Origin of the sequence: Roseovarius mucosus (genome assembly GCF_002080415.1) — a bacterium.
Classification (GTDB): domain Bacteria; phylum Pseudomonadota; class Alphaproteobacteria; order Rhodobacterales; family Rhodobacteraceae; genus Roseovarius; species Roseovarius mucosus_A.
In genome coordinates this window covers 348,017-360,019 of record NZ_CP020474.1, presented here as the reverse complement: position 1 = coordinate 360,019, position 12,003 = coordinate 348,017, and the positions used below count along the sequence as shown (strand labels likewise).

General features: G+C 60.3%; 14 protein-coding genes. 4 read left to right on the top strand and 10 right to left on the bottom strand.

The annotated features are described in order from the left end of the window. Positions 1 to 56 precede the first annotated feature (56 nt). From ROSMUCSMR3_RS01755 to ROSMUCSMR3_RS01735, 5 genes are all read right to left on the bottom strand, one after another. Positions 57 to 770, bottom strand: coding sequence for a transporter substrate-binding domain-containing protein (locus tag ROSMUCSMR3_RS01755; protein ID WP_081506249.1), 714 nt, complete (start codon positions 768 to 770; stop codon positions 57 to 59). Between the two features lie 30 nt (positions 771 to 800). Beyond that, positions 801 to 1,577 carry an ABC transporter ATP-binding protein gene (locus ROSMUCSMR3_RS01750; protein ID WP_008281116.1) on the bottom strand — a complete coding sequence of 259 codons (777 nt, stop codon included), beginning with the start codon at positions 1,575 to 1,577 and terminating at the stop codon, positions 801 to 803. Between the two features lie 123 nt (positions 1,578 to 1,700). Next, entirely contained in the window at positions 1,701 to 2,456 is a 756-nt protein-coding gene (locus tag ROSMUCSMR3_RS01745) for a phosphate/phosphite/phosphonate ABC transporter substrate-binding protein (RefSeq protein ID WP_198385567.1), read from the bottom strand. Further along, on the bottom strand, positions 2,453 to 2,893 hold the full coding sequence (locus tag ROSMUCSMR3_RS01740; RefSeq protein WP_081508520.1) for a TerB family tellurite resistance protein: 441 nt from the start codon (positions 2,891 to 2,893) through the stop codon (positions 2,453 to 2,455). Before ROSMUCSMR3_RS01740 ends, ROSMUCSMR3_RS01745 begins: the two co-directional genes overlap by 4 nt. A 42-nt stretch (positions 2,894 to 2,935) precedes the next feature. Then, the gene (locus tag ROSMUCSMR3_RS01735) at positions 2,936 to 3,373 is read right to left on the bottom strand and encodes a TerB family tellurite resistance protein (protein WP_008281113.1); all 438 of its coding nucleotides are present in this window, start codon (positions 3,371 to 3,373) and stop codon (positions 2,936 to 2,938) included. Positions 3,374 to 3,517: 144 nt separating this feature from the next. Between ROSMUCSMR3_RS01735 and ROSMUCSMR3_RS01730 the strand changes: the two genes are divergently transcribed. Beyond that, a complete protein-coding gene (locus ROSMUCSMR3_RS01730) occupies positions 3,518 to 4,093 on the top strand; it encodes a hypothetical protein (RefSeq protein WP_237183514.1) in 576 nt (191 codons plus the stop codon). A gap of 9 nt (positions 4,094 to 4,102) precedes the next feature. Here ROSMUCSMR3_RS01730 and ROSMUCSMR3_RS01725 read toward each other — a convergent pair whose 3' ends face one another. Continuing rightward, complete coding sequence (locus ROSMUCSMR3_RS01725; RefSeq protein ID WP_008281110.1) at positions 4,103 to 5,410, bottom strand: HlyC/CorC family transporter; 1,308 nt, start codon at positions 5,408 to 5,410, stop codon at positions 4,103 to 4,105. Positions 5,411 to 5,480: 70 nt separating this feature from the next. Here ROSMUCSMR3_RS01725 and ROSMUCSMR3_RS01720 point away from each other — a divergent pair, with 70 nt between their 5' ends. After that, positions 5,481 to 6,296, top strand: a complete 816-nt coding sequence (locus tag ROSMUCSMR3_RS01720) for a metallophosphoesterase family protein (protein WP_198385566.1) — start codon at positions 5,481 to 5,483, stop codon at positions 6,294 to 6,296. On the opposite strand, the gene ROSMUCSMR3_RS01715 is transcribed toward ROSMUCSMR3_RS01720, so the two are convergent. Genes ROSMUCSMR3_RS01715 through ROSMUCSMR3_RS21410 form a run of 3 tightly spaced genes read right to left on the bottom strand, consistent with a single transcriptional unit; the run spans position 6,233 to position 8,869 of the window. After that, the gene (locus tag ROSMUCSMR3_RS01715) at positions 6,233 to 7,204 is read right to left on the bottom strand and encodes a site-specific tyrosine recombinase XerD (protein ID WP_008281108.1); all 972 of its coding nucleotides are present in this window, start codon (positions 7,202 to 7,204) and stop codon (positions 6,233 to 6,235) included. The genes ROSMUCSMR3_RS01720 and ROSMUCSMR3_RS01715 overlap by 64 nt on opposite strands. Further along, complete coding sequence (locus tag ROSMUCSMR3_RS01710) at positions 7,201 to 8,733, bottom strand: hypothetical protein (protein WP_237183513.1); 1,533 nt, start codon at positions 8,731 to 8,733, stop codon at positions 7,201 to 7,203. The genes ROSMUCSMR3_RS01715 and ROSMUCSMR3_RS01710 overlap by 4 nt, the downstream gene beginning before the upstream one ends. Beyond that, positions 8,720 to 8,869, bottom strand: coding sequence for a hypothetical protein (locus tag ROSMUCSMR3_RS21410; RefSeq protein WP_008281106.1), 150 nt, complete (start codon positions 8,867 to 8,869; stop codon positions 8,720 to 8,722). Before ROSMUCSMR3_RS21410 ends, ROSMUCSMR3_RS01710 begins: the two co-directional genes overlap by 14 nt. 90 nt (positions 8,870 to 8,959) lie before the next feature. Between ROSMUCSMR3_RS21410 and ROSMUCSMR3_RS01705 the strand changes: the two genes are divergently transcribed. Together ROSMUCSMR3_RS01705 and aroB are read left to right on the top strand one after the other, a co-directional pair. Beyond that, entirely contained in the window at positions 8,960 to 9,541 is a 582-nt protein-coding gene (locus ROSMUCSMR3_RS01705) for a shikimate kinase (RefSeq protein WP_081506245.1), read from the top strand. Next, a complete protein-coding gene (aroB, locus tag ROSMUCSMR3_RS01700; protein WP_081506244.1) occupies positions 9,538 to 10,656 on the top strand; it encodes a 3-dehydroquinate synthase in 1,119 nt (372 codons plus the stop codon). The genes ROSMUCSMR3_RS01705 and aroB overlap by 4 nt, the downstream gene beginning before the upstream one ends. Positions 10,657 to 10,717: 61 nt before the next feature. On the opposite strand, the gene tyrS is transcribed toward aroB, so the two are convergent. Beyond that, on the bottom strand, positions 10,718 to 11,971 hold the full coding sequence (tyrS, locus tag ROSMUCSMR3_RS01695; protein ID WP_081506243.1) for a tyrosine--tRNA ligase: 1,254 nt from the start codon (positions 11,969 to 11,971) through the stop codon (positions 10,718 to 10,720). Between the last annotated feature and the right edge of the window lie 32 nt (positions 11,972 to 12,003).

Here is a 12,003-nt window from a genome sequence, read left to right as displayed (position 1 = left end):
CATTCAGCCTTGTTGGAGGGGGCGGGGCCGCATCGGACCCCGCCGGTCGGTCAACCTCAGAAGGTCAGGCCGATTTCCCATTTCTCGATGAGCGCGTTCAGGCTGCCGTCGTCCTTCATGGATTGGATGGCGGCGTCGAGCTTGCCTTTGAGTTCGGTGTCGCTTTCGCGCAGGCCAAGGCCGATGCCGCCGCCGATCATCACCATCTCTTCAAGCAGTTCGAGCCCTGCATCCTCTTCTGCCACCGGCAAAAGGAAGGCGCGGTCGGCCAGCACGGCATCTGCTTCGCCATTGCGCACGGCGGCGATGGATTCTTCGGGCGTGGCATATTCCACCAGCGTGGCACCGCTGCTGGCCACGTAGGACGCCTGAATGGTGCCCGACTGGGCCGCGATGACGCCGGATTTCACATCGACATCCGCCGACGGGGCAAGATAGGCCGAGGGATCGGGCAGGGTGTAGTTCTGGGTAAAGTCGATGACCTGATCGCGTTCTTCGGTAATCGACATGCCTGCGATGATCACGTCATAGTTGCCCGACACAAGGTTGGGAATAATGCTGTCCCAGTCATTCGTCACCCATTCGCAGGTCAGTTCGGCGCGCTTGCACAGCTCATCGCCCAACTCGCGCTCGAACCCGTCAACTTCGCCTTTGTCGTTGATGAAGTTATACGGAGGGTAGGCGCCTTCGGTGCCCAGCCGAACGGTGTCGGCCATGGCAAATCCAGCCGAGAGGGCCAGTGCGGCAGTGGTGAGTAGTAGTTTCTTCATGGTTTTCTCCCTTTGAGTGGTGGTCTTGCCTCAGCCGCCAGTGGTGGAACTGAGGAATTGTTGCAGGCGCGTCGATTTCGGCGCGCCAAAGAGGGTGTCGGGCGGACCCTGTTCTTCGATCAGCCCTTGGTGCAGGAACACGACATGGTCGCTGACATCAGCGGCCATTTTCATATCATGGGTGACGATCATCATGGTGCGGCCCTCATTGGCCAGATCCTTGATGACGCGGATCACCTCTTGTTCCAGCTCTGGGTCAAGCGCGGAGGTGGGTTCGTCAAACAAGAGCGCCTCTGGCTCCATGCACAGGGCACGGGCGATCGCTGCGCGTTGTTGTTGACCGCCGGACAATTGCGCCGGGTAAACATCGCATTTGTCGCCAATACCCACCTTGTCGAGATATTTGCGCGCGGCGGCCTCAACCTCGTGCCGATCCCGGCCCAAGACCGTAACGGGTGCCTCCATCACGTTCTGCAGGATCGTGAGATGCGCCCAGAGGTTGAATTGCTGAAACACCATGCTGAGATTGGTGCGGATGCGCAGCACTTGTTTGGGGTCAGCGGGGTGGCGCGCCAAGCCTGCGCCCTTCCACTGAACCGGCTCGCCCTTGAAGAGGATGTCGCCCTGTTGGCTATCTTCAAGCAGGTTGGCGCAGCGCAGGATGGTCGATTTACCAGAGCCCGAAGACCCAATGAGCGACACAACATCGCCGCGATGGGCGGCAATATCGACCCCCTTGATCACTTCAAGCGCGCCATAAGCCTTGTGCAGGTTGCGTATCTCGATAACCGGGGGCGTGTCTGACAAGGGGTGCTTCCGTTTTGGTGCGGTTTTGACGGCTTTATGACAATAGGGCCGAAAAAATGGGCCGATGCAACTTGCAAAACGGGCGATTGGGGGGCGGTTTGTGCGATTTGACGCGCCGTCAGCTCAATTCGGAGGCGTGAGTGGCGGGGGCGGCGCAGGATTGGGCGGGGCCAAATAATCCTCGGTGGCAATATAGGTCACGCCCTTTAACCCAAGGGTTGCGCGCGCTGCCGCAGGCAGCGCCATGATTGCTGCCTCGAGGGCGTCGCGCAGTGCGTCTGCATCGCGCCCGAGCGCGGTAATGTAGGGCAGCGCCGGGGTAGGATCGGTATGGGCCAACACGCGCAACCCCGTCGTGAAGGGATCATGTGCCTGCATCAGGTGCCAACTCAGCACATCGAGCGCGGCAATATCGGCGCGCCCTTCGGCCACGGCCATGGCCGAGGCGCGATGCGCGCCGGTGTGGACGGGCGTGGTAAAGGAAAATCCACGCGCGGCGGCCCAGTTCTGTGGCGCGGCCCAACCCGATTGCGACAGACCGTCGTTATAGGCCAGACGCGCGGTGGCGAACGCCTCGGGATGGGTGCGTGGATCATCTGCACGCGCGACAAAAACGCTATGGTAATATCCCGGTGGGCAGCTTGGCAGGTCAAGCACGGGACTGGCCACCAGCGTTACATGCCCGTGCAGCCGCGCACGGTAGGGATAGCCGCAGGTTTGCGACAAGAGCAGATCAGGGCTACGCCAGTGATCCCAGAGGTTACCGTCCCGGGTGAGGGTCTCTGGCCCGTCGCCCAAGGCTGCGCGCATGGCGTTCCAGAGGGCATCGTTGCACGCCGCCGTCTCGGGGCGGTCATACATGGATAGGCTGACGATCACGTGCTGCCCATGACGCGCTGACGGGCGCGCGCGCTTTCCTGATCGGTGATGCCCAAGAGGCTGGCCACCAGACGCAAGAGCGCGTCCTCATCGGCCTCTCGCACCCCATCGGCCAAGGCCACTTGCCAGAGCGCTTCGATCACACCAAGGCGATCCTCATGTGGCACCGCGTCCTTGATGGCGCGCGTGAAGCGCACGGTGTCGGGGGCTTCGCTCTCAAGCGTTTCGGCCTCTTGGCGCAGGGCTTCGGCCTCTGCCTGAGGCAAGTCGTAGCGGGCAGAGATGATGCGCGTGATGCGGATGATCTCGGAGGCGGAATAATCTCCATCGGTGCGCGCAACGCGCACGAGGAGGGCACAGAGCGCCAGACGGGCATCACCGCCGGTCAGGGGCTCGGGGGCTGGTTGGATCAGCCGTTTGAGGAAATCTGCGAACATGCCATAGGTATAGGGTGCCAACCGCGACGCGCCAATGGGGAATTACTGCGCCTCGGCCAAGGCGCGGGCGGCGTCACTATCGGCATGGCTCAGGCCCATCGCCTCTCGCGCGGCGTCTATCACCTGCAACTCTTCTGGCTGGCTTGCGCCGTCGGACAGCACCACTTCCCACAGCGCCTCGAGCGCACCAAGCCGAGCCTCGAGGCTGACGGTCTCGCGGATGATGTGGCCAAAGCGATCCGTATCGGGGGCGGCGTGCTCAATCCGTTCCGAGACTGCGCGCATCTTGGCCGCCTCAACCGGCCCAAGCCCATAAATGCGCGCCAACAGACGATCTATCCGCTTGATTTCGGCCAATTCGTAATGGTGATCGGATTTCGCGACACGCACCATCAAGGCGGCCAAAGCCAGTTTCTCATCCGGCTCTGGCAGGGGGCCGGGTTTTGACGCAGAGAAGCTGTGTAGAAGGCGATTCAACATACCCAAAGTTTACGCGCCAAAGCAGCGCGCCCCAAGCAAATTTTTATGGGCTGCCCAAATGGCGTCACAGTTGTTCCGCAGAAAGCGCACTTTCGGCGCGCAGAGATAGCGCATTGTTTTTTCGCGATAGTTACGGAGCCGATGATGCCGCAAGCCAGTCCGTTTGATTGGTCCGCAAGCCCTGTTGCCGAGCAAATCGAGTATTTGCGTGGCCTGGCGCCAGAGTCGTTTCATCAGGCGCTCATCGAGTATGACTGGGCGCTTGCGCCTGAGCCTGTCTTGGGCTGGGCCATGGCACAACGGGGTATTGACCTGTGCACAGCGCTTTCCGTTTTTTTCAACGGCGACCCGGGGCGGTTCAATTACATGCCAAAGCCACATGTGCCAGAGCCATATCGTGGCGTGGCACGGGTGCTGGATAATATCTGTTTGCGGGTCAACAGTGGATTTTACCTGATTTATCCCGGTAAACTCCCGTGTTGCCAGCACCGGCTCTCGAAGTGGCTGTGCTACCAGCAGGCGGACCGCGACGAAGGGCGGCGGGGGCGATGGATGCTGGATGAGCGTATTCTGGAACCGATGCTACAGGATGATCTGCGCTTGCCGCGCGATCAGGCCCCGGTGAACAAGCCGCGCCCGAGCCTCTGGCGCGATTTGCTGAGCCCGCTCATCGGGCTGGGGGTGGATCGCGACGTTCTGAAATACAAAGACCGTTTGTGACACGCGCCCTCAGAGCTTGCGCACTTTCAATCGCGTGATGCGGTTGTCCTTGCGGGCCATGACCTGAAACCGGAAGCCGTGAAAGATAAAGACCTGATCCACCTTGGGGATCATCTGCGCCTCATGGATCACAAGCCCTGCGACGGTATTGGCGGCCTCGTCGGGGAGGTTCCAGTCGTTGGCGCGGTTGAGGTCGCGGATGGTCATCGCCCCATCGACGAGAAACTGATTGTCTTCGGTCCGGCGCACGGGATGTTCGGCATCCGGGTCGAATTCATCGGTGATCTCGCCGACGATTTCTTCCAGAATATCCTCGAGCGTGATCAGACCCTGAAGCGTGCCATATTCATCAACCACCATGGCGAAATGGCTGCGCATCCGCAGAAATTGGCGCATCTGGTCGTCGAGCGTTGTGGTTTCAGGCACGAAATAGGGTTTGCGCGCGATACTGCAGACGTCGAAATTCTTGAGCGCGGCAGCGCCATCCTGCGATTCTGTCACCAGTTTGTGCATGGCGCGCAACAGATCCTTGGCGTGTACCACGCCGATGATGTTGTCAGGGTCGTCGCGATAAAGCGGTAAGCGGGTGTGGTTGCTCTTGAGGCATTGATCGAGAATCGCGTCAGGCTCTGCTTCGGCGTCGATCATCTCGATCCGCGAGCGATGCAGCATGATTTCCTCGACAGCACGTTCTCCGAGGTCGAGCGCGCCAAGGATACGGTCGCGGTCTTCCTTTTCCACCACCCCTTCGGATTGCCCAAGGTATAGCGCACCTGCGATTTCCTCGCGCACGGCCAGAATGTGGCTGTCAGGATCGGTTTGCACGCCAAAAAGCGCCAGAACCCGGCGCACGAACCAACGCACGGCGGTGACGATCGGGGAAAAGATCTTGATCACCCAGACGATGATGGGCGCGGTGCGCGCAGCGGCGGCCTCGGCATTGGTGATGGCATAGGTCTTGGGCAGGACTTCGGCAAAGACCAGCACGAGAAGGGTCATCACCAGCGTGGCAAGGGCAACACCGCTCTCGCCAAAGAGGCGGGTAAAGAGCGCTGTGGCCAGCGACGCGGCCAGAATGTTCACCATGTTGTTGCCAAGCAGAACCGAGCCGATGAGCCGCTCGTTATCCTCGGTGATCCGCAGCGCCGTTTCCGCCCCGCGCGAGCCTTTTTCCGCCTGCGCCCGAAGTTTCCCGCGGGAGGCGGCAGTAAGCGCAGTTTCGCTGCCCGAGAAATAGGCAGACATGACCAGCAGGGTGACGATTGCACCGCAGGTGATCCAAAATGTCAGGTCGGTTGCGCTTGACGCGGCTTCCATCTCTTTGCAGTCCCTTTTAATTTATTGGGTTATGGGGTGTCCGTCCCCTGCATTCAAGGGAGCATGGGCCATGCGGATCATGGATTTGGGAGAGTTGTTTGGTCCTGTGCTGATTTTCGGTGGGCCCTATTCTAATTTGCAGGCGACGCAGGCGTTGCTGGCATGGGCAGATGCACATCACTTTCCCCCGGAGCGCCGGATTTGTACGGGCGATGTCGTGGCCTATTGTGCGAACCCTGCCGAAACGGTGGCCCTTATTCGTGCGGCGCAGTGTCCTGTGCTTGCGGGCAATTGTGAGCGACAGTTGGCGCGCAATGAACTGGACTGCGGCTGTGGCTTTGGCGCGGGCACGCAATGCGATCTTTTATCAGCGGGGTGGTATCGTCACGCCGACCGATTCATTGGGGCTGCGGATCGGGGCTGGATGGAGACTCTGCCAGATCTCATCCTGTTCACGCATGCTGGTCGGCGTGCGGCCGTGATCCATGGCGGTCTGACGGATGTCAGCCGATTCGTCTGGCCAGTGTCGGATGAGGCAGTTTTTCTTGAGGAAATATCACATATTCAAGAGGTTGCAGGCCATATTGATTATGTTTTCTCAGGCCATTCCGGGGTGATGTTTCAGCGTCGTATCGGCGCGGTGGACTGGATTAATGCGGGGGCAATCGGCATGCCGCCCCATGATGGACGGGTCGAGACCGGATTTGCCGTACTGGACGCGCACGTGACCTTTCATCGTCTCGCCTATGATTATCTGGGCGCGCAGGCTGCGATGCGGGCGGCGGGGCTGGTGCAGGGCTATGATACGGCCCTTACATCTGGCTATTGGCCATCCGAGGAGGTTTTGCCCCCGGTCTTGCGCCGGGCGGCCTGTGCCAACGGGTGATGCTCTTGCACAAGCGCCTGAAGGCGGGCTTCAAGCACGTGGGTATAAATCTCGGTTGTGGCGACATCGGCATGACCAAGAAGCGTCTGAATTACGCGTAAATCGGCACCGTTGGCCAAAAGATGCGTGGCAAAGGCATGGCGCAGGGTATGCGGCGTGACCTTGTCGGGATCAACATGAGCTTTGACAGATATTTCTTTGATAAGGTTGTAAAATCTATGGCGCGTGAGATGTCCGGAGGCACCCCCTGAGGCGAAGAGATAGGGGGAGGATTGCACGCCTTTGGCGCGGCGCGCGCTCTCTTCGGCATCGCGAATCGCAAGCCAGTCGCTGAGGGCTGCGCGCGCGGGCGGCGAGAGTGGCACCATGCGTTCCTTGCCGCCTTTGCCGCGCACCAAAATCATGCGTGGATCGCCTCGCGCGGCACCAAGTGGCAAGGACACCAGCTCGCTGACGCGCATGCCCGTAGCATAGAGCAGCGCCACAAGGCAGGCGTTGCGGCTGCGCTCCGACGCTGTGCGCCCATGAGCGGGGGCCATGTCGAGCAAGCGGCTGACCTCTTCTTCGCTGAGGGTCTTAGGCAGGCGCTGTGCCTTGCCCGGTCCCTTGATGCGAATGGCGGGGTTATCCGCGCGCAACCGCTCATCAAAGGCAAAGCGGTAAAGCTGACGAATCGCCGAAAGCCTGCGCGCCCGCGTGGCCCGCGCGAGGCCCTGTGCATCGCAGAAGACAAGATAGCGATCAATGTCAGGCTGAGTGAGAGTTTGCAGCGCAAGCCCTTGATTTTCAACCCATTCGGAAAAGTCTTTGAGATCCCGTGCATAGGCGAGCAGCGTGTTTTTTGCGGCCCCAAGCTCGGCGGCCTGCGCCTCGAGAAAGAGATCAATCCAGCGCGCGGCCTCGGTCACCCGCGTGGGTCCAACAGCAGCAATTGTAAAGCCGCGCGGCGGGCGGTGTCCTCAAGCCCCAAGGTGCGCAGCGTGGCAATTGCCCCCGGCAGTGCATCGCGCGCCCGGTCGCCATGGCCGATCTGTCGCGCAGCGGCCAGAATCGCCTCGCCCAGTCGTCCGGCGTCGATCAGCGCCTGATGATCTGCCGGCGGGGCGCTGTTGGCGAATCCTGCGGCGATCGCACTTTGGAGTGAGGTGCGCGCCGCTTCGGCCGATGGGGCACCACGGGCGGTATCAATCAGGAACTGTTGATCCGACGAGGGCGAGGACAGCCGCGCAGAAGCAGTTTCATACTGCTCTGATAAAAGCATGATTTCAAAGACTTGCGAGGCGATGTTCTGCGGGATTTCTGCAGTATCAAGGCGCTCTGCAAAAAGCTCGGCAAAGATCACCTCTAGCCGTTGGTCGCGCGCGGCGCGCCAGGCTCTTGGCAAGGCTTCGACAAGGTCTTGTGATGCCCCTTCGCTTAGCGCCTGATCAAGCGCCTGAATTGCCGCAACCCGATCCCAGACGCCGCCTGAGGCAGCCGGGCGGCGATCTGTATAAAGGCCCAAAAGGCGCGAGGCAGGCACGGCACCTGTGCGCGCAAGACGTTCTGCCGCCTCGATTTCGGCCTTCCAGCCGGAATTGCCGCGCAAATCAGCCATGGCGAAGGCGCGCGGCAGATTATGGGTTGGGAGGGCCGTGCCGATAGCCTCAAACAGCCGAAATTGCAGCGCTGTAAGGGATTGGGGTGGTTCCGGCGGTTCGGTTTCCTCGATCAATTCGGGATCAAGGTAGAGAGCCAGAAGGGTGGCATCGGTTTCGGAGAGTGTGCCGAGGGCGGTCGCGCTGTGATAGGTGAGCGCGGCGGTGTTCCAGTCGCCACTGCGGGCGGCGCAGTAGATACGCGCGCCGATATCCGACGTCAGACGCGGCTTGCGGCTGAGCATGGCGCAGGCGGGGTCCTCTTGCCCGAGCAGAAGAGAGAGGTCAAACCATTGATCAAAAAGTGATTTCGTCATGGGTCCGGCCCGCTCTGCCATGGCCTGTGCGGGTTCTATCGCGCCAAAGCTGCGCAGCGCCTTGAGGCGTGCTTGCAGGAATGCGGCATCTGATCCGGCATCAAGAGGGGCATTCGCCTCGGCCAGCAGCAGGGTGTAATAGAGCGCCTGAATGGCAGGTAAAGGTTCGGATTCTAGATGTGACAGGGCACGCAAAAGCGTTGAAGTTGTGCTTTTTTCCCAAAGGGTTACTGGCAAGCCTGTGGTGGTGCTGGGCAGTAGGCCAACAGCATCCGCACGCGGTGCGTCCAGCGCGGTGACGGTCACGTTTGGTACGGTGACGGCATTGGCGGAGGGCGGTTCCGAGAATGAGGGGCGCGGTACGGTCGTGACGGCTGCGGTGCTGGCCTCATCCAACCACTCAATCGCAGAAAGCGGTTGCTGCGCGAGGGCGGCACCCGTCGTGGTCAATCCAAGGAAAACTACCGTGCTAATCCGTCTCAAGAATGATGTCCTGCCGAATCTCGGTCTGGTCAGGTGAGAAATCCGCGCCAAAGAATGGCCCGATATAGGCATAGGCCACTAAGGCAATGAAGCCTAGAATAGCCAGATAAATCAGCCACTTGATCAATCGCAGCATGTTATCCCCTGCCTGAATTGCCCGTTCTTTTTCCCAAGTTATAACTGGCCTTTTGCGCAAGATCACGTCATTGAGTGAAAAACTTTGTGAATGGGCAAGGGAGCGCCGAAAGTGTCGGGCAAAGGGCACTGGACATTGGGCAAGACGGTTGTGCTGGTGGGCATGATGGGGGCGGGCAAGACGGCGGTGGGCAAGGCGCTGGCGGCCCGGATTGGCGTGCCGTTTCTCGATTCGGATGCTGAGATCGAGAAGGCCGCGAATATGGCGATTTCCGAGATATTTCAAAGGGATGGCGAGACGTTTTTTCGGGCGCGGGAGACCGAGGTGATCGACCGTTTGCTCGATGGGCCGCGAGCGATCCTGTCCACGGGCGGGGGCGCGTTTTTGGCGGAGCGCAACCGGGATCTTGTGGCGCGCAAGGGGGTTTCGATCTGGCTCGATGCGGATCTTCCGCTTTTGTGGTCTCGGGTAAAAGGAAAGAATACCAGGCCCTTACTGCGCACAGCTCATCCATATGAGACACTTGCGGATATCTATAATGCCCGTGTGCCGATCTATGAGTTGGCAGAGATCCGGGTGCGGGCGCGGCCGGAGTACAGTGTCGAGGCAATGGCCGAGCAAGTTCTTAACGCGCTCAGCGCGCGCAAGGACGTATTGGAGTGGGTGGAATGACCGAAATCGTGCATGTGGGCCTGCCGGGACGGGAGTATGATATTCACATCGGGCCGGGTCTGTTGGGGCAGTCCGGGGCGCTGATTGCACCGCTGTTGCGGCGTCCGCGTGTGGCGATTGTGACCGATGAGACGGTGGGGCCATTGCACTTAGCAACGCTTTGCAACGGATTGGAAAAGAACGGTATTTCTTCGGTTTCGCTGACGCTTCCGGCGGGGGAGGCGACCAAATCCTGGCCGCATTTCGAGCGGGTGGTCGAATGGTTGCTGGAGGAAAAGGTTGAGCGCAATGACGTGGTGATTGCCTTTGGCGGTGGCGTGATTGGTGATCTGGTCGGGTTCGCGGCGGCGGTGCTGCGGCGGGGCGTGCGCTTTGTTCAGGTTCCGACGAGTTTGCTGGCGCAGGTCGACAGCTCTGTGGGGGGCAAGACGGGGATCAACGCGCCGCAGGGCAAGAACCTGATCGGAGCGTTTCACCAACCAAGCCTTGTTCTAGCGGATATCGAGGTGTTGGGAACGCTGACGGAACGCGATTATCTGGCCGGTTATGGCGAGGTGGCCAAATACGGATTGCTTGGAGATAGTGAATTCTTTCAGTGGCTTGAAGGCAATGCTTCACGTGCCGCAGCGGGTGATATGGCAGCGCGACTTTATCTTGTGACGCGGTCGGTTGAGATGAAAGCCGAGATTGTGACGCGCGATGAGACCGAGCAAGGTGACAGGGCCTTGCTTAATCTGGGTCATACATTTTGTCATGCCCTGGAGTCTGCCACACAGTATGATGGGTCGCGGCTCTTGCATGGGGAGGGGGTTGCGATTGGTTGCGCGCTTGCATTCGAGGTGTCGGCGCGGCTTGGCTTGTGTTCGCAGGAAGACCCAAGCCGGGTGCGGGCGCATCTGCGCGACATGAAGATGAAGGTTGATCTTTCTGATATTGCTGGAGATTTGCCAGATGCCGATGGGCTGATTGCCCTTATGGGGCAGGATAAAAAGGTTGTTGATGGCAAGCTGCGGTTCATCCTTGCGCGCGGGATTGGTGAGGCGTTCATCACCTCGGACGTGCCGCCGGATGTGGTGCGCGACGTGCTGCGCGAGGCGCTGCGCGGGCGGGGGTGACCCTTACGGACCTTACAAATCGTAAGCTGATTTTGTAAGGTCCGCTGTTACCGTTAGCCGCTCAGTCTGACAGCTTGACGAGAGCGTGACGTTTCTTACCCGCCGACAGCTTGATCGGCGATGTCAGGGCTGCGGCGTCGATCATCAGGCCCGCGTCGGTTAACGGTTCGTCATCCAAACGCGCGCCGTTTTCAGTGATCAGGCGCTTGGCCTCTTTGCCGGATTTGGCAAGACCGGCGCGCACGATGAGTTGTACGATGGAAATCCCCTCGGCCACCTCATCCGCTGTCACCTCGACGGTGGGCAGGTCATCACCCACGCCGCCATGTTCGAACACCTCGCGCGCGGTGGCCTCGGCCGCCGCCGCCGCCTCGGGCCCATGCAGGAGGGTTGTGACGGCGTTGGCGAGAATGATCTTGGCGGCGTTGATGTCGGAGCCTTCCAAAGCGCCAAGGCGGTCGCATTCTTCAACCGGCAGTTCGGTGTAGAGTTTGAGGAAGCGCCCGGTGTCGGCGTCGGTGGTGTTGCGCCAGAATTGCCAGAATTCATAGGGGCTGAGCATATCGCCCGACAGCCAGACCGCGCCGCCCGCCGATTTGCCCATCTTGCGCCCATCCGAGGTGGTGAGCAGCGGCGACGTGAGGCCGAACACCTCGTGGTCGATGACGCGGCGGGTGAGGTCGATGCCGTTGATGATATTGCCCCATTGATCCGAGCCGCCCATTTGCAGGACGCAGCCGTGGCGACGGTTCAGTTCAAGGAAATCATAGGCTTGCAGGATCATGTAGTTGAATTCGAGGAAGGACAGCGATTGCTCGCGGTCAAGGCGCGATTTCACCGATTCAAAGGACAGCATCCGGTTCACGGAGAAATGCCGCCCGATGTCACGCAGGAATTCGAGGTAGTTGAGCCCGTCGAGCCATTCGGCGTTGTTGAGCATCATGGCATCCTGCGGCCCCTCGCCGTAGGCAAGGTAGCGGGCGAAGACGCGGTTCATGCCAGCGATATTGTCGTCGATTTGCGCGGGTGAGAGCAGCGGGCGTTCATCCGAGCGGAACGAGGGATCGCCCACCTTGGTGGTGCCACCGCCCATAAGCGTGATCGGGCGGTGCCCGGTCTTTTGCAGCCAACGCAGCATCATGATGTTGAGCAGGTGCCCAACGTGCAAAGATTTCGCCGTGGCGTCGTAGCCGATATAGGCGGTGACGGTTCCAGCACTCAATGCCTCGTCCAGACCCTGATAATCGGTGCAGTCGGCGAGATAGCCGCGCGACATCATCACGTTCAGGAATTCGGATTTGGGGCGATAGGTCATAATGCTTGTCCCGGCTTGGTTTGCGCGGCATG